This window comes from Nostoc sp. EspVER01 (genome assembly GCF_034530635.1).
Taxonomy (GTDB): Bacteria; Cyanobacteriota; Cyanobacteriia; order Cyanobacteriales; family Nostocaceae; genus Nostoc.
The window spans coordinates 1-22549 of the sequence record NZ_JAVRCS010000016.1; the positions used below are offsets into that span (position 1 = coordinate 1).

At 42.0% G+C, this 22549-nt stretch carries 18 protein-coding genes and 1 tRNA gene; 15 read left to right on the forward strand and 4 right to left on the reverse strand.

Translation table 11 applies throughout. The annotated features are described in order from the left end of the window. Positions 1-276 precede the first annotated feature (276 nt). Entirely contained in the window at positions 277-549 is a 273-nt protein-coding gene (locus RMX69_RS15535) for a hypothetical protein (protein ID WP_322637977.1), read from the forward strand. Positions 550-1357: 808 nt separating this feature from the next. Here RMX69_RS15535 and RMX69_RS15540 read toward each other — a convergent pair. Next, positions 1358-1444 (reverse strand) — tRNA-Ser (locus tag RMX69_RS15540). Positions 1445-1550: 106 nt separating this feature from the next. Here RMX69_RS15540 and RMX69_RS15545 point away from each other — a divergent pair. The 7 genes from RMX69_RS15545 to RMX69_RS15575 all read left to right on the forward strand — a co-directional run bounded on the left by RMX69_RS15545 (position 1551) and on the right by RMX69_RS15575 (position 6927). Continuing rightward, the gene (locus tag RMX69_RS15545; protein WP_322637978.1) at positions 1551-1919 is read left to right on the forward strand and encodes a 2Fe-2S iron-sulfur cluster-binding protein; all 369 of its coding nucleotides are present in this window, start codon (positions 1551-1553) and stop codon (positions 1917-1919) included. A gap of 98 nt (positions 1920-2017) precedes the next feature. Beyond that, on the forward strand, positions 2018-2563 hold the full coding sequence (locus RMX69_RS15550) for a thermonuclease family protein (RefSeq protein ID WP_322638025.1): 546 nt from the start codon (positions 2018-2020) through the stop codon (positions 2561-2563). Between the two features lie 99 nt (positions 2564-2662). After that, entirely contained in the window at positions 2663-3475 is an 813-nt protein-coding gene (locus RMX69_RS15555; RefSeq protein WP_289796368.1) for an inositol monophosphatase family protein, read from the forward strand. A gap of 74 nt (positions 3476-3549) precedes the next feature. Beyond that, a complete protein-coding gene (locus tag RMX69_RS15560) occupies positions 3550-4500 on the forward strand; it encodes a J domain-containing protein (RefSeq protein WP_289796369.1) in 951 nt (316 codons plus the stop codon). Next, complete coding sequence (locus RMX69_RS15565) at positions 4500-5714, forward strand: ATP phosphoribosyltransferase regulatory subunit (RefSeq protein WP_289796370.1); 1215 nt, start codon at positions 4500-4502, stop codon at positions 5712-5714. The genes RMX69_RS15560 and RMX69_RS15565 overlap by 1 nt, the downstream gene beginning before the upstream one ends. Before the next feature lie 194 nt (positions 5715-5908). Next, positions 5909-6133, forward strand: coding sequence for an indolepyruvate ferredoxin oxidoreductase subunit alpha (locus RMX69_RS15570; RefSeq protein ID WP_094353237.1), 225 nt, complete (start codon positions 5909-5911; stop codon positions 6131-6133). 65 nt (positions 6134-6198) lie between these two features. Then, a complete protein-coding gene (locus RMX69_RS15575; protein ID WP_289796371.1) occupies positions 6199-6927 on the forward strand; it encodes an ABC transporter ATP-binding protein in 729 nt (242 codons plus the stop codon). A gap of 837 nt (positions 6928-7764) precedes the next feature. Here RMX69_RS15575 and RMX69_RS15580 read toward each other — a convergent pair. Beyond that, positions 7765-9297, reverse strand: a complete 1533-nt coding sequence (locus RMX69_RS15580) for a SagB/ThcOx family dehydrogenase (protein ID WP_322638026.1) — start codon at positions 9295-9297, stop codon at positions 7765-7767. Positions 9298-9592: 295 nt separating this feature from the next. Here RMX69_RS15580 and RMX69_RS15585 point away from each other — a divergent pair, with 295 nt between their 5' ends. From RMX69_RS15585 to RMX69_RS15595, 3 genes are all read left to right on the forward strand, one after another. Continuing rightward, positions 9593-10441, forward strand: coding sequence for an alpha/beta hydrolase (locus tag RMX69_RS15585; protein ID WP_322638027.1), 849 nt, complete (start codon positions 9593-9595; stop codon positions 10439-10441). Between the two features lie 229 nt (positions 10442-10670). Further along, on the forward strand, positions 10671-12401 hold the full coding sequence (locus tag RMX69_RS15590) for a serine/threonine-protein kinase (RefSeq protein WP_322637979.1): 1731 nt from the start codon (positions 10671-10673) through the stop codon (positions 12399-12401). 240 nt (positions 12402-12641) lie between these two features. Beyond that, entirely contained in the window at positions 12642-12956 is a 315-nt protein-coding gene (locus RMX69_RS15595; RefSeq protein ID WP_289796373.1) for a YkvA family protein, read from the forward strand. A 140-nt stretch (positions 12957-13096) separates the two neighbouring features. Here RMX69_RS15595 and RMX69_RS15600 read toward each other — a convergent pair whose 3' ends face one another. Beyond that, a complete protein-coding gene (locus RMX69_RS15600) occupies positions 13097-13474 on the reverse strand; it encodes a GxxExxY protein (RefSeq protein WP_289796374.1) in 378 nt (125 codons plus the stop codon). A gap of 41 nt (positions 13475-13515) precedes the next feature. Further along, positions 13516-16722: a glycoside hydrolase family 15 protein gene (locus tag RMX69_RS15605; RefSeq protein WP_322637980.1), complete on the reverse strand. Its 3207-nt coding sequence runs from the start codon at positions 16720-16722 to the stop codon at positions 13516-13518. A 1113-nt stretch (positions 16723-17835) separates the two neighbouring features. Between RMX69_RS15605 and RMX69_RS15610 the strand changes: the two genes are divergently transcribed. The 4 genes from RMX69_RS15610 to RMX69_RS15625 all read left to right on the forward strand — a co-directional run bounded on the left by RMX69_RS15610 (position 17836) and on the right by RMX69_RS15625 (position 22548). Continuing rightward, complete coding sequence (locus RMX69_RS15610; RefSeq protein WP_322637981.1) at positions 17836-18957, forward strand: glycosyltransferase; 1122 nt, start codon at positions 17836-17838, stop codon at positions 18955-18957. 436 nt (positions 18958-19393) lie between these two features. Continuing rightward, positions 19394-20746, forward strand: coding sequence for a magnesium transporter (mgtE, locus tag RMX69_RS15615; RefSeq protein ID WP_289796377.1), 1353 nt, complete (start codon positions 19394-19396; stop codon positions 20744-20746). Positions 20747-20922: 176 nt separating this feature from the next. Next, positions 20923-21936, forward strand: coding sequence for an aspartate carbamoyltransferase catalytic subunit (locus tag RMX69_RS15620; protein ID WP_289796378.1), 1014 nt, complete (start codon positions 20923-20925; stop codon positions 21934-21936). A gap of 171 nt (positions 21937-22107) precedes the next feature. Next, positions 22108-22548 carry a pentapeptide repeat-containing protein gene (locus RMX69_RS15625; protein WP_289796379.1) on the forward strand — a complete coding sequence of 147 codons (441 nt, stop codon included), beginning with the start codon at positions 22108-22110 and terminating at the stop codon, positions 22546-22548. Position 22549 lies beyond the last annotated feature (1 nt).

Here is a 22549-nt window from a genome sequence, read left to right on the forward strand (position 1 = left end):
GAGAGTCCTATGCACTAAAAACCAGTGCTAATAATATTCATTCTGACAACAACAATAATACTAACAATGAAAAACAATATCGTACAGTTCTACAGACCCATTACCTTCATTTTTTGCTTAGGTTCTTTGAATTGCTGGATAAGAGAAATATGTGATGAATACAGCTTACTGTCTTTAACTTGGGATGGACAAAAGCTTGTGTGTTGCAAAATAGATCCTATGTGGGCTGAAGACTATGCACAGTCATTAATAAGTGCAGTATTAAGACAAGTTCCTATGAGTTTACCAGATGAGGAACCCTTAGATATAGAGTACGCTAACGACCCCTGCAAATTGGGTGTTACCCTCGGTAGCATCGAAGGTGTTACCCGCGATAGCATCCATTTTGCGACATACCCAAGACCACACATACAAGATAACAATGACCGCACGATGGAGCTTGAGTTGAGAGCAAAAGAGTTGGCGCGAGATTATCCACACATGACAGCAGAACAGTGGAAAGCGCTCTTACTTAATGGTTGCGATAGCGAGAGAGATTCAACACACTAGGGACTAGCTTTTGCTCACTCACCACTAACTCTCCCGATTGAGCCTTAACCCTCAATCGGTTTGTCGTGAGTTAGTCACTCACTAGAAGAAAATGTTTTTCCAATACCTTAAGGTTCTAGAATAACTTTTTCTGCTGGAGGCTGTATGGCTCGATGTTTTTGGGGTTTTTAACTCGCGACTGAAAAGCAACTCCTAAGTTCATCGTTATCTGGCTTTTGATCTAGCGCGAGAAAATCACTGTCTATGGATGCCGTGATTGACCATGAACACACTTAAGCATCAAAACTATGCCGTTAACTTGGTGCAAGTACCTTAAAGGCGATTTTGGCGCTAGGTGTTAAAGTTTATTCACTTGCACAAGGTTGGGATTGTTGTTTTTTGCTAACCCATATTGTTGGCACAAGATACTGATATACCCCTACAAAAAAAGATGACACCTTGGGATGTCATCTTGGATAGCATCGCGGGTGTCATCTAAGATGGCATCCGTTTTTCAGGGGTATACCTTACTGCTTCAAGATACTTGGTAACGATATTCATGAGTGAATAATAAGTGCAAATTATTGCAATTGTGGCGATCGCAGGGAATTACCTTATCAATTATCAGTCATAAGTAAAAACCTAAGTATTCCATAAAACAGATGATAGTTACTTATGAATTTCAGTAGTACAAGCAATAGTACTTAGTGCTATTACCTCAACCAATTTACTAAACCAACTAAACCAAATTGCTAAACCATATTGCAGTGCATAAAACGGTAAAATAGTAAAGGGTGAAGCCTGAAACTCTTATACTGTATATATTCAACGGAGAGGAAGGGATTTGAACCCTTGAATAAGTTACCCTATTACAGACTTTCCAGGTCTGCGCCTTAAACCACTCGGCCACCTCTCCAGGTGTCACAAGTTACGATCATACTATAGAATCCCAGAAAATGCAAAGATAAAGAAAGATATTCTAGATTGAATCTGAAAGTCCCAATCCTAAAACGCAAATCCAGATGTCCCGTACATACACAATTAAAGTTCGCGATCGCGCCACTGGCAAAACACACACCCTACAAGTGCCAGAAGACCGCTACATCCTGCACACTGGCGAAAAACAAGGGGTGGAACTACCGTTTTCCTGTCGCAACGGGGCTTGCACTGCTTGTGCTGTGAGAGTGTTATCAGGAGAAATTTACCAACCAGAGGCGATCGGCTTGTCGCCAGATTTACGTCGCCAAGGTTATGCCTTGTTGTGTGTGAGTTACCCCCGTTCTGACTTAGAAGTGGAGACACAAGACGAAGATGAAGTCTACGAACTCCAGTTTGGACGCTATTTTGCTAGGGGGAGAATTAAAGCGGGTTTACCCTTAGATGAGGAATGAAGAAGAATTCAGAATGGGCTAAACGCCCCGCTACCGCTAACAGGAGTCAGAATTCAGAATTCTGTCTCGATAAACAATTCAAAATCACCGAATTTCTGATGCCTGTAAATTTTGGTGAGTGGGTGCGAAAAATAGCGATTTTGGCTTGCTTATTGCTGTTGGTGAGTTGTCAAGGTAAAAACCAACTGCCAAACAATGAAGCCCAGGTGAAAGTAGCACGGGTAGTTAGTGGGCAAAGTTTGGAAGTTTTAGGCATGGCTGAACAACCAAATTTGATTTCCCAAGTGCGGTTAGTGGGTGTTGATGCACCAGATTTGCGACAGCGCCCTTGGGGAGAAGCAGCAAAAGAACAGTTAGAGAATCTAATTGGTGGTGTAGAACAATCGGTAACGCTGGAGTTTGATTTAGAAGCAAAAGACAAAATCGGGCGAACTCTAGCTTATGTGTGGAAAAATAAGGTGTTGTTAAATGAAGAATTAGTCAAACAAGGGAATGCAATGTTTGTGGGGCGATCGCCCAACCACAAGTATGACCTGCGTTTAGAACGCGCCCAACAATGGGCTAGACTCATGGGGCAAGGAATCTGGAACCCAGAAAAGCCCATGCGCCTTACTCCCGGTGAGTTTCGCCGCCAAAATCTTTGAAGAATGGGGATTGGGGCAGGGGGCAGGGGGAAAATACCAAATATATTTCTTTCTCCTCTGCACCCTTCCCAATGACAAATGACAAATGACAAATGACAAATGACTAATCTACAAATTTTTCTAGATATTGCTACAGAAGCGGCCTTGGCTGCTGGTGCAATTTTGCAAGGTTACTTGGGTAAGTTAGAAGACGCAATTATTGAAAAAGGACGCCCTGGTGATTTAGTCACGGCTGCTGATAAAGCCTCAGAGGAGTTGATTTTAGAAATTTTGCGCCGCCACTTTCCCCAGCACTCGATCCTCGCTGAAGAGTCAGGGAAATTAGGTAATCAAGAGAATGAATATCTCTGGGCAATAGATCCTCTAGATGGTACAACCAACTACGCTCATCAATACCCATTTTTTGCCGTTTCCATCGGGCTGTTAATTAATGGCGTTCCCCAAGTTGGTGTAATTTATGACCCATTTCACAATGAGCTATTCCGTGCTGCTGCTGGCTTAGGGGCAACGCGTAACCGTCAGCCCATAAAGGTTTCAGCAACATCTGAACTGAGTAAAAGCCTACTAGTAACAGGATTTGCCTACGATCGCCGCGAAACCTCTGATAACAACTACGCAGAATTTAGTCACCTCACCCATCTTACCCAAGGAGTTAGACGTAGCGGTTCGGCATCGCTAGATTTAGCCTATGTTGCCTGTGGACGTGTCGATGGTTACTGGGAACGGGGACTTTCTCCTTGGGATATTGCCGCTGGGATAATTTTGGTACAAGAAGCCGGGGGCAAAATTACTGCCTACGATGGTACTGCTGTCAAAATTGAGTCAGGTAGAATTCTTGCCACCAATAGTTATATTCACGACTCTCTCAGTAACGAACTTTTACGGGTTCCACCACTGTCAGCTTGGGTGTAGCAGATGGGGGCTTTCCCTAAGACTTTGGGTACACTAAAAGCAATCTAACTGCTCCTTTGGTGCAAAAACTCTATATGTCTTTCAAAATAGATCGTGGACTATTTAAATATGATTTCATAGATCATCACGCAGTGCTGTGCGTTCCAGTTGATGCCGATGTCAAAGAGATTCGCAAACGCTATCTCCAAGTTGCTCGTCGTTTGCACCCAGACAGTAGTCTTACTGAAACTGCTGCTCAAAAACATCTCGGTAATGAATTGTTATCAAAGCTGGTTAACCCGGCTTACGAAAAACTTGCTAGCGATCGCACTCGCACTGAATATATTCTAATTTTGTCGCAAATTGGCAAACGTCTAGTACAAGAGTCTACTTCGGTAACTCTAAACACCGACTTGGCTAAACAGTTAGTTGAGGCAGGTAATATCGATCATTTTTATAAAACTGCGATCGCCAAACTAGCCCAAACCCAATATGATTCTTTAGAACAAGCGCAGCAAGTCATTGCCCAAGCTAGTGAGTTGAATTTAGTGTATTTAATGCGGAGTGCCGGTAAATCATCCGCAGCGCCACCATCTGCTCAACCTAAAGTCCAATCAGGTACGCCTCAGCCAAATACACCAAAAAATACAGCACCAACACCAGCCCCACCAAAAGAAGACTTGATTGTAGAACAGTATATTCGTCGCGCTCAATCTTTGATTGATAAAAACCAATTTTCCCCAGCCAAAGTAGAGTTGCAAGAGGCCCTGAAGCTAGAACCAAAAAATAGTCGCTGTCATAGCTTAATTGCAATGGTGTATTTGAAGCAAAATCAGCTAAAAATGGCCAAAATCCACTTTGACAACGCTCTAAAATTAGATCCCAGTGACGAAACGGCTCTGCAATGGAAACCTAAAATAGATAAGGCTTTAGGACAACAACCTAGCGATCATAAGGTGACTTCATCCCCCAATAATGGAGATAAGCAACCAGAGAAATCTGGTAGTGGTTTGTTCGGTGGTTTGTTTGGTGGGAAGAAAAAATAATGGTGTATCAACCAGCAGCGGGAGCCAGGGATTTATTGCCCTTGGATGTGGAGAAAAAACGCTGGATTGAAGATCGGTTACAGCAGGTGTTTCATCGTTGGGGATATCACAGGATTATCACCTCGACTTTAGAACGGATGGATACCCTGATGGCGGGGGAAGCCATCCAGCGTCAGATGGTGATTCAACTACAACAAAATGGCGAAGATGATGAATTAGGGCTACGTCCAGAATTAACAGCATCTATTGCTCGTACTGTTGTGACTCGGATGGCTGGTGTTACTTATCCACAACGGTTGTATTACAACGCCAATGTGTTTCGCCGCACTTGGGAAAGTAGGCATAATCGCCAGCAAGAGTTTTATCAAGCTGGGGTGGAATTGTTAGGTACTGGCGGATTGCTGGCGAATGCCGAAGTACTACTGTTAGTAGCAGATTGTTTGGCAGCACTGGGTTTGCAGGAATGGCATGTAATTTTAGGTGAGGCGGGAATTACCCGATCGCTCCTGAGTGCCTTTCCTGCTAATCTCCAAGATCAAGTTCGCAGTGCGATCGCTCATCTTGACCGCATCACCATAGATAATTTACCTCTAAGTGACAAACTCCGCGATCGCGCCCAAACCATCATGGATTTGCGTGGGCCAAGTGCAGACGTGTTGCAAAAAGTTAGTAGTCTGGATCTAGATCAAGAACAGCGAGAGGCAGTAAATAACCTCAAATCCCTAGTAGAATTACTAGAATCAGAGAAAAAATTTCCGTTAATCCTCGACCTCAGCCTGATCCAAACCATAGATTACTACACTGGTATTGTATTTGAAGTTGTCAACGATACCGAATCCCAAGCCAGAGTTTTAGGGCGTGGTGGTCGCTATGACCAGCTTTTGGGGCTATATCATCCTCAAGGAGAAAACATCCCCGGAATTGGTTTTGGACTAAGTATCGAAGATTTATACCAAGTTCTGTTGTCTACTCAGCAATTACCGCAGGAAACTCCAGCGACTGACTGGTTGGTAGCACCAGAGACAGCTAGTGCTAACGCCGCCGCCTTTGTCTACGCACAAAAACTCAGAGATTCTACTGATTTGGTGCGAGTAGAAATTGACTTGGGGGGAAGAGATGCAGAGGCGATTCGCCAATATGCAAGCGATCGCCGCATTGCCCAAATTGCCTGGATCAAAGCTGATGGTTCACCAAAAATTGAACCATTGGGTTAAGTGAGTTGGGAATTGGGCATTGGGTATGGGGAAAAGGGTAAGGGGAAAAGGGGAAATATTAAATTTATTCCTTTTCCCTTTAACCTTTAACCTTTTCCCCTGCCCCCCTGCCTCCCCTGCTCCCTCCCTCTGCCCCATGCCCCCTCCCCTGCTAGGCTAGAAATAGCCGATACAGAAAAGAGGGAATCGAGAACATGCCGCATACAATTGTTACAGAAGTCTGTGAAGGCGTTGCAGACTGCGTAGATGCCTGTCCAGTAGCTTGTATTCATGATGGCCCAGGCAAAAACACCAAGGGAACTGATTGGTACTGGATTGACTTTGCTACTTGCATCGACTGTGGTATCTGTCTCCAAGTTTGCCCTGTAGAAGGGGCGATTCTTGCAGAAGAACGACCAGAGTTGCAAAAAACTCCGTAATAGTCCATAGTCAACAGTCAATAGTTATGCTTGACTGTTGACCAATGACCAATGACAAGTGACCAATGACAAATGATTATTTATTAGAAGTTCAAAATGTTCACGCTGGATACATCAAAGATGTAGATATCCTGCAAGGTGTGAATTTTCAGGTTGCACCAGGGGAATTGGTGACAGTGATTGGCCCCAACGGTGCAGGTAAATCTACTTTGGCAAAAGCAATTTTTGGGCTTTTGATCCCCCACACAGGCACAATTACCTTCAAAGGTGAAAATATCGTGGGGCTAAAGTCCAATGAAATTGTCCAACGAGGAATGTGCTACGTACCGCAAATCGCCAATGTTTTCCCCTCTCTCAGTGTTGAAGAGAATTTGGAGATGGGTGCTTTTGTGCTTAACGTTCCCCTGAAACCAATCAAAGATAAAATATTTACTATGTTTCCCAGACTAAGCGATCGCCGTCGTCAACGTGCTGGTACTCTCTCTGGAGGAGAACGCCAGATGCTAGCGATGGGCAAAGCTTTGATGTTGGAACCTGGTTTGCTGATTTTAGATGAGCCATCTGCTGCTTTGTCACCGATTTTAGTGACACAAGTGTTCGAGCAGATTAAACAAATTAATCAGGCAGGTACTGCGATCGTATTAGTAGAACAAAATGCCCGTAAAGCTTTAGAGATGGCTAATCGTGGGTATGTATTAGAATCGGGACGTGATGCGATCTCCGGCCCTGGTGAAGAATTGTTGAATGACCCGAAAGTGGGTGAGCTATATCTGGGAGCAGGTAAGAGACATTAACCCTTTTTTATCACTCTTGCCCCATTCAACATAACACCAGCTTAATATCGGAGCTTCACCAGTCTATAGCGATGACTAGGTTGGGCTGCGCCGACGCTATCTATAACTAATACAAAAGCCATAACATTACCTGCCACTGCCGCGACCGTCGTTTTCGATGCTCAAAGAATTCTCCCTAATAATCCGTTTCTAATCACATCTACAGCTAGTCGAGAGGCAAAACAGGACATTCATTTAGGAAAAATTGACTAAAATGTAAATTACCCGGATTTACCAAAATCCCCATTCGCAATTCGCAACTCTGAATTACGTCATGGATGGGTATTTAGACCCCAACCATAAATTAAATGTACGGGTATCCAAAAATATATCGGTCGAATTAAAGAATTTGGAGGGACTTATTCGCCGTCATAGCAGTTTTTATATTGGATTATATGGATATAGAAGATTCCTACGAGTTAGTTGCCGAATTATTGATACTAAATCTTAACAAGTACCAGTACTAAACTAAAAAACATCTAATTTGCATAATCGAATTAAATATAACTCTTGTGGGATGGGCATCTTGCCCGTCCAGTATATGCAATTTAAATGTCGAACATTACCAACAAGGACAAAGAGCGATGAGGCTTATTTTATCTGCATCCTAAGCTAATCAGCATTCAAGTTGCATAATCAGGGCGGGCAAGATGCCCACCCCACAAGATATTGAGAAAATTTTCATCTGCAAATTAGATGTGTTTTAGCTTAGCCCAAGTTGTAGCCCCTTAAGCTTGCACAGAGACTTAAAGGACAGAGAAAGAAACCTCTGGATTCTCCGCGTCTCTGCGATTATTTTTATCTTGGGCGTCCCAATGTAGTGATATATAAAACAGCTTCATCAGCAGGAATGCCTAAAACTTCATTTACTTGATCGTCAAAGAATCCACCGATACCACTGACGCCTACATTCAGGTGCATTGCTGCTAAATTCAGGCGTTGTCCCAAATGACCGGCATCCATGTGTAAGTAACGGTAAACGCGATCGCCATATTGTGCGATCGCAGCTTTCAAATCGGCTGTATGAAATAACACTGCTGCGGCATCCCGCCCTAATTCTTGTCCTAAACAGAGAAAATGTAACTCTCGCCGAAAGTTTTTAAACCGGATTTGGCGTAACTCTTGGGCTTTGGGTGCGTAATAGTAACAACCCGCCTCCAGTCCTTTAACTCCGCAAACAGCAATGAACGTTTCGATTAAATTTAGATCGAAGTAGTCTGGAGAAATATCTAAGCTTTGGTCGATGTAATTTTGCGGTTGGTAAGTGAAATCGAGTAAACTTTTCAATTCATCGAAGCTTAAATCATCACCATTGTAAGCGCGGGTAGAGCGTCGCTTATACATAGTAGTTTCCAGTTCTGATAGTTTTTGTCCCCAGTTTATAGGTGCAGTAGTGGTGGGAATTTTTAAACAGAAAGGAAAATTGTATTTATCCTCCAAAGATTTTTCTTGTTTAATAGTTGGTAGATTAAGATTACCAGTTACACCTGATTGGATCTGGGTGTGTCGATGGAAATATGTTAGTAATTCGCCATCAGGGATTTGAGGATAACTGGTTTCAGTAGCGGAAGGTAAAGCAGTACATCCCAATGGTAAATTTTGATTCACATCTAACAAGTCTGCCAGAGGTAAGACAGCGATCGCACCTTCTTGTTGCGGATCGACATAAAGCAGATCGTTGACCGATTCATCCACAAAGCCGCCGATTAAATGGGGGCGATAATCAGTAATCGCACCAGCTAGCTCGATATTACCCAACAAGTGTCCCGTATCCAGAAAAATCCGCCGATAAGCCCGATCTTCATAGCGCCACGCAGAACGATAGAAAACCGCAGTGATAATAATTGCTAATTGGGTATTTTCTAAAGAAGGATGCCAGAAACAAGACTCTTGAAGAGTTTGCCAAACATCACTTTCCCAATAATGCATGAGAGAATGAGTTCGACACTGGTAGTTATATAGACCAGGTGGCAATAACGACGTACCACGGGAAACCACATACACCTCGGCAGGGTATAGTCCACCTGCACTGGGAGCAGCGCGTAAATAAACTGCACTACCCATAGAAGGCATTTTCGCCGTCAATCCATAACTGCGAAACAATAGCCGTGAAAGTCTTTGCCACCATTGAGCATCTGGGTTATTAGCATAAGCCTCTGCTTTTTCTTGGATATAGGGTTTGAGATCAAAAGTAGAGCCAATTTTGTATTCTTTGAAGGGCACTGGCTGTTTAGTCCAGTCTAACCGCTGACTTTTAGAAGCGAGAGTCTCAGGGTTGTATTTAGTCCGTTCGTGATAATGCTGGGCAATTGATTGGTGTAATTCTGGCATAGTACTTTTAATATCCTTGGGGCATCCTTTTCTTGATCTTGGCATTCATTAGCGTCATTATTTCGTGTCAATTGGTACAATCCTCAGAGTCATAAAGTGGTAAATGGTAACAATTGAATTGGGCATGGGGCATGGGGAAAAGGGTAAGGGGAAAAGGGGAAAGATTAAATTTATTCCTTTTCCCTTTAACCTTTAACCTTTTCCCCTGCCTCCTCTGCTCCCCTGCCCCCCTGCTCCCCATCTTCTTTCGCAGTACCATATAAACGCAAAACTATCTAAGCCTGGATGTGCAATGATGCCTGTACGTCAAACTTTATCAAAGCCTGATATCCAACTTTCTTATTTAGAATGGAATCAAGGTCAAGAACCTTTACTGCTGTTACATGGCTTAGGCGACCATGCTTTGGTGTGGTCTAGTTTAGGAGATTACTTGGCGGCGGATTACCACATAGTTGCGCCAGATATGCGCGGACATGGCCAAACTAGTAAACCAGAGATAGATTATAGCTTTGAGAGTGCGATCGCAGACCTTGAAGCACTCATGGATAGTCTTGGATGGACTTTTGCCCATATTGTAAGTCACTCGTGGACAGGAAAATTAGCCGCCATCTGGGCAAGACAAAACCCAAAGCGTTTACGGAGTATAATTCTTGTCGATCCGATTTTTATCTGGAAAATGCCCAGTCTTTTCAGGGTAACTTTCCCAATGTTATATCGCTTCTTGCCTTTTCTTAAAAGCATGGGGCCCTTTGCCAGCCATGAAGAAGCGGAACAACAAGCACGGCAATTAAAGCAATATCAAGGATGGAGTCCTTTACAACAGCAAGTCTTCCAAGCAGGAATAGAACAAAAACCCGATGGAAGTTGGGGCAGCAAATTTACCATAGCCACCCGCGACGGCATTTTTGAGGCAGTGATGCAAGTGCCCGGTTTTACAATTCCCCTTGACACCCCTGCCCTATTCGTACAGCCAAAACAAGGATTGAATCGCCAAAATTGGCAAATTCAACCCTACAAAACCTATCTTCAAAACTTACGTATCTGCCAAGTTCCCGGCAATCATTGGCCATTTTTGACACAACCAGAGACATTTAACCAAACTGTGGCAGCTTTCTTGGCAGAACACAGATCAAAAATCTCATGATTATTAGACGGGATTAGTCATACAGCAACAGAAGAATTAATAGGAGCGATGTCTAGAGGGATTGGGCATGGGGAAAGGGAAAGGGGTAAGGGGAAAAGGGTAAGGGGAAAAGGGGAAAGATTAAATTTATTCCTTTTCCCTTTAACCTTTAACCTCTAACCTTTTCCCCAGCTCCCCAGCTCCCCAGCCTCTCCTGCCCCCTCATCTCCCCACTCCCCACTCTCCTGTCATGAGCCTTTGTATCAACCCTGTTTGCCCTAAACCAAATCACCCGAATAATCAGCAAAACCGCTTTTGTCAAAGTTGTGGTTCCCATCTAGAATTGCTAGGGCGTTATCGGGTAACGTGCCTGTTGAGTGAGACAACAGGTTTTAGTAAAGTTTATGAGGCATACGAGCAAGATACCCCCAAAATTCTCAAGATACTCAAAGAAGATTTATCAGGCGACGCCAAAGCAGTAGAACTATTTCAGCAAGAAGTAACGGTGTTGGGACAATTCAAGCATCCCGGAATTCCTAAAGAAGATAGTTACTTCCAGTATCAAACCCGAAATGGTTTAGTGTTGCATTGCATTGCAATGGAAAAAATCGATGGCTACAACTTAGAACAGTGGCTACAGCAGCAAAATAGTCCCATATCTCAAGAACAAGCCATAGACTGGTTAAGACAGTTGATAGAAATTTTAGATGTAGTGCATGGAAAACAGTACCTACATCGAGATATTAAGCCATCTAATATCATGATTAGATCCCCCCTTGAGCAGAGTGGGGGGAATCTAGTACTGATTGATTTTGGCACCGCCAATGAAATTAATAAAACCTACCAAGACCAACTAAGCAACGGCGACAAGATGACAGCACTTATGTCATCTGGCTACAGCGCCCCAGAACAAATGAATGGTCAAGCAGTACCGCAGTCAGATTTCTTTGCTTTGGGACGCACTTTTGTATTCTTGCTGACAGGACACCATCCTTTAGAGATGTATGATGTCCAGCAAAATTTGTTGCACTGGCAAAATCATGCTACCCATATTTCACCCTTACTATTGAATTTAATTGATTGGCTAACAGCATCAGATATAGAACAACGTCCTGCCAGTACTGAAGAAATTTTGCATTCCCTAGAAGAAATAGAAACTCAATTAACAGACACGACTCCGACAAATAGTAATATTCTAGAAAATTCTAACCTTGAAGATTTATCTGTAGATATTAATAAAAACTCATTACCTCCAAATCAGCAGCCGGAAAAAGTGCCGATATTAACATTTTTTGCAGTCTTATTAGCAATATTAGGATTGCTTAGTGTAGTGGCTTTAGCCATGCGGAAATCAGATTTTTCTGAAACATCTTATTACAGACAATATCCAGAAAAAAAAGGTAATATTGATTATTTTTCTTACCAAGAAGGTAGGGATAGTCAAGGAAGGATTGCTGAGTTTAATATAGCGGTTTTATCACTAAACTATAAATGGCTTTTAGGTAGCAACTTTCAAATTAAATACAATGATGAAATTATTAGCGTTGACCTTCTGAAGTTGAATTTAGAACAAGAAGGTATAGAGAATATAATGGAAGCTCCCAATGAGATTATCTCTGTCGGTACAGCTTCTTGCAAAGGTGATAGATTAATTCAAGAACGTGTGGCTTTAGAACGTTCAAAACAAATACAATTTTTGGTTAAAAAATTATTTATTAATACACCAAGCGTCAAAAGTTATCGCTTATTGAATTTGGGTCAATTTCAACGGAGTGATTGTCGGGCAAATCAGGATTTAACGACATATCAGACAAGTGTAATAATTATTGGTGTTAAAAGAGAATCATCAGGTGTCATTCTTGACGAGGCGCTACGGAATAGGTTAGAAAAGAAGCCTTTTGCTGATTTTAAATTAGAAGATTATTCTTTGGGATCTGCACAGAAGTTTAAGACTATACCGAGCAATTTCTCAAATCTCTAGCAAAGTAAGATCAGTACATAGGCATATCTCTTATGGCTAGAGCAGCAGATATCAGCACTCATCGATTAATCAGCCCTATAAACAAACAACTTTTGCCTGTTTGGGATGAACCCGCTACTAGTGGTTTATCTTTGTTGACAAATTACTAGTAGCGTCTTCCAGACTAACTAGGACGGTTATTCACACCGTGAGTTTTTAGGATGATTTGCGAAAATTAAAGATAATCTGGAGGTTCAAAATATGAAATTTTCAATCCAATCACTTTACGCCTGGTATCGCAGTGTGCTTCGTAACCCCAAATACCGTTGGTGGGTAATTTTAGGAACGTTGGTTTATTTGGTCAGCCCATTTGATATTCTCCCAGATTTTATACCCGTTGCGGGACAGATTGATGATGTTTTCCTTTTGACTCTGCTAGTTAGTGAAGTGTCTGGGCTAGTGATTGAGGGCTGGAAAGCTCGTAAGGGTGAGGTGGGTACTGAAGTACCTAATACTACTGAGGGTTCTAGCTCTAGTGGAAGCACTATTGATGTTGATGCTGTTTCTGTTAAGTAGTTTTAATAAAACCCCTGCTTTTGGAATCGGAGGTGGGGGATATTTTTTTTCAACGCATAGGCGCTTCGCCTTCCCGCAGGGTAGGGGCGCGGAGGGAAGCGCGGAGGTTCGCGGAGGATGAGAGGGAGTGAGAGGAGGGGTTAGAGGTTGTTGGCTACGCGTTTAATGCCTTCTTTGAGGTGGAGGACGTTGAAGTTGAGGAGAAGACCTAGTTTGCAGTTTGCGAGTTTGAGATAGGTTAGGAGTTGAACGGAGTGAATTGGGTGGAAGGATTCTACAGATTTAATCTCTACAATTACCTTATTTTCGACAATCAAATCCAATCGATAAACACATTCCAATTGCACATCTTGGTAAACCAAAGGCAATGGAATTTGCTTACCAACACTCAACCCGGACTTCTTCAACTCATAATCCAAACACTCCTCATAAGCCGACTCCAACAAACCAGGCCCCAAAGCAGTATGCACCCTCATCGCACACCCAATAATCACCCCACTCAACTCATTCTCTCTCATCCTCTGCGTTCCTCTGCGCTTCCCTTTGCGATCCTTTGCGTTTAAAAATCTTTCACAAATTCAGTCAAGAACCTAAACGCCTTCAAAATATAACTAGCGCAATCTCTAGGAGAGGTATTGTAAAACGATCGCCACGCACTCGCCTTATCCTCATCATAGCGATCGCTACGTTGACTATGATTTTCTAGCCACGCCAATCGCACTGCGTGGCCAATTAACACATCCAACACAATATATTCTTCAATTTGCAGCTTGGGATTATTAGCCGCGATCGCTCCTAATTCGATTAATGCTTCAATGTTAACTTGCCGATATTCTGGAGCTTCGATTTTATTCAGCAAATGCTCAACTAACAGAGCAAAATTTCTTTCCCCGGCTGTCATTTCCGACAGCATTATCTCGCTATCTAAACGATTGCGCCGCTCTAGTTTATCGCCAATTACTAAACCTTTGCAATGCTGCATTAATAGCCAAACTTGCTTAAAAAATTCTTTTGGTACGCGCCCCGTCGCACCTTCAGCTTGGCGAAACCGTCGCCAACCACCCGGCGGAACTTCTATCCCTTCGGCGATTCCTGGTAACACTACCCAAGCAATATCACTTTCTTTTTGTTTGACGTGCAGTGATTCTTGCTGACGTAACAGGTTACTCATGCCAGTATATCCAGTTAATACCTGACGCAAACGCATTTTCACTTCAAAGGGTGAAAGTTGCATTAAGTAATCGTAAGCTTCATCTTGAGTAACGTGTAATTCCCGCGCTAGTTCGCTCGTTATTAACAGGATGAGATAGCCGACTCTCAAGGTTAGTAGTCCTTGGAATAGTTCGGGTTCTGAGCGAATTAAGATACCAACATAGATTAAAATCTCTTGAGTGAGGACGCGATCGCGGATATCTTCACGACAAAAATGATTAATTTTATCGGCAATCTCATCGTGGGACATGGGTACGGTAATTAAGGACGCTTCGCTGTAAGCTTTACCCACAGCAATTTGCTTACCCCGCACCAAAATACTCGTTACTGCATCTGATAGGCTGATATCAACCATTTGGCGCAACCCCGCAGCCCGACGCACTACTGCCCAAATACCTAAATCTCCAGCTTTGGTATAAACTTCGTCGAGTAAATCGCCTACGGTGACGCGATATCCTGGGCCACCGTACCCTGTATCAAATTCCATTCCCTGTAAGCGAGTTAAAGTTTGCAATAACTCAATTTGCTCGTAGATGTTCTCTGATGAGCGCAAAGAAGAAAGTAATAACCCAAAGTTGGTTTCATACTCCATTTGAAATTCTTGGGTATGTCCTAAGCGCCAGTTTTTCTCAGGATGATATGCTAGATAATAGCAACGTGGGCTAGCATTTTTCACTGGCGATCGCGAGAATTCTGCATTGGGTAGAAAATCAATTCTTTGGATTCCGGCTGTCAACATTAACTGATTTAGCCGCCCTAATTTTACCCGTACACCATTACAAACACCATCTTTCAGTTCTTGCATCAGTTCTAATAATGCTTCAGAACCACTTTCTAACATGGTGTGTGTCAACATTAAAGTCAGAGTAGGACGCCCTAAATCGCTCCAATACTTTTGAATGTAAGCTAGTTCGCTTCTAATTTGATCTAGCAAAAAATGGTAATCAAGAGTTAAGTAAAACTGCTGGGAGTCAGAAAAGGAAGGCAAAAATACAATTGTCTCACCACGAATCCGAAAGATTCTAGATGTTGTTAAACTCCGCAGCCGCCGCACTGGCCGCCCAGTTAACCCAAGTTTGTTGTTACGTCCAATTTGGGTATAAATTGCTGAAAATTCTCCAGCTTTTCTCACCTGAATCGGTTCAACTTGGGCAGGTGTTTGGGCTTCAATTCCGTGAACTTCTAGTTTCGTCTGTAAATCTTCATCTTCTGCTAATAAAGCAATTTGTACCAACGATTCGCGCTGTTTTCCTACACACAAATGTCTTCCCAAAGGGTCGATATCACCAACCGCCAATAACCCTTCACTCAACATTTGACTGAGGAAATATAAACTCTGCGCCCATACCAAAGGAATATTTTCATTGGGCAAACGTGGTTGCGTTTGAGGTGCTAACTTTTCTGCCTCTATATTTTCTGCTGGAACATAATAAAGTTCTGGCAATAATCGCAAACCATCTTGTTCTATGAGTAATGATTCTAAAAGCTCTTGGTATTTTTTAACTTGTTCTTGTTCGCTACGAAATAATCCATCTAGAACTAAATAAGTGAAAAATAACGGCCATTCGCATTCAATATGCTCAAATTGCTTGAGTTCCCACGGTTCGTAGTGTAAGCGCTGACTATCTTCTAAAACCGTTTGGTGTCCATCACGCAGAAAACGTTTGCAGCCGTATTTACCTGCGAGTTTATTGATAATATCGTTTAAGGTGCGATCGCGTAACTCCAAATCTTCCACTGCAAAGGCAGGATAACTAATAATACTCAACAACGCTGCATCAATTTCTTTAGAACCAGATTCTCTCGGTAATAGCGATTCTAAAGTAATCCGGGCGCGGGCGATTTCATCTGGTAGCACATGAATTACCGATGCTTGACTACCACGCACACCAAACAAATCCAGCCCATTGATAGCTTCTAAAGCAGCTTTTGCCATGCCTACAGAACTGGCATTTAATTCAGCATTTCCCCGATTAATTTTATTACCGCGTTCCCAAATGCCGTAATCTGGCGTGCGGTAAGCTCGTCCAATGTAGTAAACTAAATTTTGGACGAAATTAACTTCATCAATTGTATAAATTATTGGCAATCCCGCAGCCGTCATTTGCGCCAACATCAGTAAAAATATAGATGTGGCATCAAGTTGCAAATGTCCCCATTCGTCATCACCAACAACAATGTCACCAGTTGCGGTATTATATTTGGCGTGTAGTCCATCTAGTAGCGACTGAGTATGTTTAAATGTCTCGACTTTATGAGCTTGTCGCATCATCGCAAACAACAAGCCGCGCATCAGTTTGATGACACTGTGTTCTAGTTCATAAGTGCGTCCTTTGTCGTCGTCAATCTTACGGTATGCAAGTCCTAAACCCCAAACTGCCAAAATGCTGTAAACGTTGTCTCGCACCCACGCATCAGTATAATCACCGTGGGCTGTAATCGCTGTGCTTGCAGGTAGTAAACCCGTAATTGGATTTTGACGAGTCAGGATAATCGTTTTGATTTGCTGGTAGTAATAGTCTAGGCGAGATAGCAATTTAGTAGATGTTTTCATGGTTTGGTTTAGAACTACTTGCAGAATTCAACCCCTTAAAGGAGTGGGTTTCTTGCACTTGGGCTATGGGGAATCGGACATTGAGATAGGATTCCGTACCGTAGGGTATACGGAAACGTTAATCTTATCTAGAAATATCGATCTCTGCGTGGGTGGAATAAATCCCTCCAAGTAAGTCGAGTCTTAGAAAGGTGACTCTCAAGAGTAGTCTTGGGAATCTACTATTGATTCGGTGTAATAAATCATATCGTGTCCGGTTAAAGACTTATCATTAAGACCGCAGAGGTGAGGGCTTTTTGGGCTTTGTACATAGATTCGGGAATTATAACTAATTAGCCAGACATAATATCAGTGATGGGATGATGTCAAAAAATCAAGAGTGCCTCACTCCGAAGGATGAGCTTATGCTAGTCTAAACTAAATCACTACTCCGAGGTTATGCTTATGCTGGTATAAACTAAATCATTTTTTTGTAAAAATTTTAATAAATATAATTTTAATGTAGATATGTTTTAAGATTGATGTGTTTGTGTTGGACATTCAGCAAATAATTGCAGTCAAAAAAGGGAGGCTATCCTCAACCCAATCAAGTTTGATAAAAAATAGGGCTTGTGTACTTTACAAATAAATCATCTTGTGCATTCACATCTAGACATCGGTTCAGCCTTTTACAAACCATATTTTATTAGTTGCGTGGGCGAGCATTTACCGCACGCATCGCAAAACTCTACCTAGAAGCCTTGAAAAGCATAGTTGCTATTTTGGCTTTCCTGTCAATTCCTAAGTGATAAAAAATTAATCAGTTTGTTTACATAATAAATATCCTAGTTTGCTTTATTACACCCTAAGATATCTACTAAAGGATAGGTTCAAAAAAATTATTATTTCATTTACTAACATAAATAATTTAAGCACTTATTTAGACTAGTATTAGCTTGAAAAAACTAACAATTTTTATTGCTGTTCTGAATGAATCAGGTAATTACTATTTTATCCAAAATAGCAGCAGATAGAACCAGGGGCATAACTATATAAAGAACTTAAAAGTTTTTTACCCAATATCTTGTTCCTTTTTTGCAAAGAGAAATATTAATCTTAAATAGGAGTAACACAATGAAAACAGTTGGGATGTATCGTCGAGCTTATCCGAGAGTATCAGAAACCTTTATTGGAGAGCAAGCCCATAATTTACAAACTTACAAACCGTTATTTCTTACTTGTAAACTATTAGAAGAAATTCCTTTTGATAATATTGCTATTAGTGATAACGATCAATGGAAAATTAAGCAACTATTTCATATAATTTCTGCTTCACCAGATATGTTTGGAAAAGAGTCTGAACTAAAAAATCTAAAATTAATTCACGGACATTTTGGGCCAGATGGTATTTATGCAATGCGATTGGCAGAAAAATTAAATATTCCTTTCATCGTTACATTTTACGGTTTTGATATCACAGTTTCACGTCGTGCCATGTGGCTATCAGGTAATCCAGCATTTTATCAATTTCTTTTGCATGAAGAAGAATTAAAACAAAAAGCATCTAAATTTATTGCTTTTTCTAGTTTCTTGTATAAAAAAATGATTGAATATGGTTATCCTGAAGATAAAATTATTAAACTAAATAGTGGTATAGATTTAGAAAAATTTGCCCCAGCGAGTGAATCAAAAGGTGAAAGATATATTTTATGTGTAGGCAGACATACTGAAAAAAAAGGAATTGATACCCTATTAAAAGCCTTTGCCCGGATTGCCAGTAAGCATCCAGATGTGTCAGTTATTCAAATTGGAAATGGCACAATGACTGAAAAATTCAAAACTCTAGCAGATGAGCTTGGTATTAGTAATAGAGTCAATTTTATGGGGGCAAAACCTTATGAAGTGATTCAAAAAACCATGAGAAATGCAGAAATATTTTCTCTACCCAGTCAAACAGCAAAAAACGGTGATAGCGAAGGTTTACCGCTTTCAATATTAGAAGCTGCCGCTTCTGGTTTACCAATAACTTCTACCTGGCATAGCGCTATCCCAGATGCTATTTTAGATGGAGAAACTGGCTTTTTAGTTGATGAAAAAGACGATCAAGCTCTCGCAGAAAAATTAGATATTCTTTTGTCTGACCGAGCTTTAGCTAAAAGTATGGGTAAAAAAGGACGAGAGTTTATTTGCGAAAATTTTGATATCCGCAAGCAAACTGCCAAGCTAGAAGCTATTTATGATTTAGTAATCAGTTAACGACACTCAAGTAAGAGTATCTCAATTTAGATTACTGAATCTCAAGCATTTGTGAATGAGCAGAAGTTTTTTAATGCCCTGTTTGGAGACAACTCCCTTTTTTTAGCCATCCGTATGGTTATTTATTCGCGATCGCCAGCTCTCACAGATTATATTAGTAGCAAAACTTACTGCGATCGCAGAATAATTCCGCCAAAAAAATCAAGGTAGCAAGCTAAAAATTTATATAAAGCTACTAAAGATATAAAATTTCCTCACTATCTACCGGACAGCGCTATTCCGGGTTAGGATGATGACTAGCAATGCTTTGATTTAGCTATCGATATTGAATTGTTGAAATTTTATGGGCAATAGTCCACAAGATGGCAGTATCAACCTCCTCTGAGCTGTGGTGAGGAAGTCTCCCAGCGCGGGGGAGACTTAGGAGATATATATCATGCTCACAGAAGATATTCGTGATTTGCTAACTGATACTACCGATTTAAACCAGTTGAAATGGGATTTAAATCGCTTGCAACCTGTGGATGTGGGAGACTACATTACACAATTGCCTGAACAACAACGGGCGATCGCATTTCGTTTACTCAATAAAGCTCAGGCAATTGATGTATTTGAATATTTGCCTACAGTGGTGCAGGAAGAACTAATTAATTCTCTACATGATGTCCAGGTAGTGCAACTTGTAGAAGCGATGAGTCCCGATGAACGGGCAGAATTATTTGATGAACTACCCGCTGGGGTAATCAAACGGCTATTGCAAGAACTGAGTCCAGAACAAAGGCAAGCAACAGCAACGATTCTCGGCTATCCAGAAGGCACTGCTGGGCGGGTGATGACAACCGAATATGTCCGGTTGCGGCAAGGATTGACTGTAGGTGAAGCCTTGAGCAAAATCCGCCGTCAGGACGAAGACAAGGAGTCGATTTACTACGCCTACGTCACAGACGATAACCGGACGCTGGTGAGAGTAGTTTCACTACGGCAATTGCTGTTTACCTTTCCCGATGTTTTCATCAAAGATATTGCTAGCGATCGCGTCATCAAAGTGAGAACTGAAACTCCTCAAGAAGAAGTGGCGCGAATTATGCAGCGCTACGACTTAATCGCTATCCCCGTAGTTGATCGGGAAGACCGATTGGTGGGCATTGTCACCATTGATGATGTCATGGATATTTTGGAAGAGGAAGCCACAGAAGATATCCAAAAACTGGGGGGTGTGAGTGGTGATGAAGCAGCTTTATCCTCTCCCCTGTTAACCATCCGCAACCGCTTGCCTTGGCTGTTGGGGATTATGGCCATGTATATTGGTGCAGCCAGTGCGATCGCGCCTTTTCAATCTGTAATTGCCGCAGTACCAGTTCTAGCAGTAATCATGCCAATTTTTTCTAACACTGGTGGTACTGTCGGTATTCAATCATTAACGGTAACAATTCGCGGCTTGGGAGTGGGAGAAGTAACACCCAAAGATACCTTAAAAATTCTTCGCAAAGAACTTCTAGCTGGTTTAGGTACAGCTCTCGCTTTAGCCACGACCATGATCCTGCTTTCCTTAATTTGGGCACGACCTCAAGAGCGATGGGTGGCTTTAATTGCCGGAATGGTCATGGCAACTAATACAATTGTGGCTGTTACACTCGGCACTTTACTGCCAATGGCTTTGAAACGACTGAAGCTTGACCCCGCCTTGGTTAGTGGCCCATTAGTGACTACAATGCTAGATACAATTGGATTTTTAACGTTCCTTAGTCTAATTTCTCTAGCTTTAAACGTTTTGCATTTACCAACATAAAGGGATTGGGCATTGGGAATGGGGCATTGGGCATGGAGAAGAGACAAGGTATACCAAGAAGAGGGGGGAGACAAGGGAGAGACTTGTTCAATAATTCCCCCTGGTCCTCCTTGTCCTCCTTGTCCCCCTTGTCTCCTTGTCCCCCTTGTCCTCCTTGTCTCCACTCCCCAAATTCTATGCCTACTACAACTTGGAATCGTCATCACATTCTTTCCCTAGCTGACTTCACTACTACTGAATACGATACAGTTTTGCAAACTGCGGCCAGTTTTCAAGAGGTGCTATCACGGCGGACAAAGAAAGTACCAACCTTGCAGGGACAGGTGGTGGCGAATTTATTTTTTGAATCGTCTACCCGCACCCGCAGCAGTTTTGAACTTGCAGCGAAACGCTTAAGTGCAGATACACTAAACTTCGCCGCCGCCACATCTTCTATGACTAAGGGAGAAACAATTCTCGACACGGCGAAAACTTATTTGGCAATGGGAACTGATATTATGGTAGTCCGCCATCGAGAGGCAGGAGTACCAAATGCGATCGCATCTGAAATGGATCGTCTAGGTGTACGAGTTAGCGTCCTCAATGCTGGTGATGGTCAACATGAGCATCCTTCTCAAGCACTGCTAGATTTATTTACCATAACTACTCTAATTGACCCAGCTAGTCCCAGACTGGAACTTTTAAAGGGGAAAAAGATTGCCATTGTTGGGGATATTCTCCATTCTCGTGTGGCGCGATCGAATATTTGGAGTTTAATTGCTAGTGGTGCTGAAGTTCATCTGGCAGCACCACCAACCCTTTTACCTAAATTATTTGCCGAGTTTATCTCGGAGGAAGTAGAAGGCAGAAATTATTCCCCCAATCCCCAACTATTTCTACACTGGCAATTAGAACCAGCTTTGCAGAATGCCGATTTTGTCATGACTTTACGTCTGCAAAAGGAACGGATGACAGCTCATTTACTGCCAAGTTTGCGAGAATATCATCAACTGTTTGGCATTACACGCACAAAACTGCAACTTTGTAAACCGAACGTCAAAGTTTTGCATCCAGGCCCAGTCAACCGTGGTGTTGAAATTAGTTCTGAATTGATGGATGATCCAGAATTTAGTCTCATTCAATCACAAGTTACCAGCGGTGTTGCCGTTCGCATGGCCTTGCTGTATTTGTTAGGTAGCGGCAAAGCTTAATATAATCTCAGTTGGAAATTTACTCCCATCGGACTAAGTTACGGAAGAATATCTCATCTCATGGCATTTATTATTCTTCCGATCGCATGAGGACAGAATTCTCTAATCTTGGCACACTGGTATCGTAGAAGATCAGAATTTCATGACTTCTAGAAGTGTCCGAGGTAAATTATGAAACGAATTTTTTTGACGGCAGCAGCCTTACTCAGCACGCTATCTTTAGCTGCTCCCATTCCCGTCAAAGCAGAAAATTCCGCCCCTGTCCGCCGCTTGTTAGAAACTAGAGAATGTATGGGATGCAATCTAGCAGGAGCTAACCTCAAAGGCGCTCATCTAATCGGTGCTGACTTAAGAAATGCAAATTTAAAAGGAGCTAATCTCGAAGGTGCTAACTTAGAAGGTGCAGATTTAACCGGTGCTAATTTAAAGTCTGCTAATCTTACAGATGCTTTTGTCAGCGGTACTAGCTTAAATAATGCTAATCTTACCAACGTTGATTTGAGTAATGCTCATTTATATAATACTGACGTAAATGGCGCAGTTTTGGCTAATATTGATTTAACTGGTGCTGATGTCTTTAATACTGACATTAGCGTAGGTGGTGAATATTAAT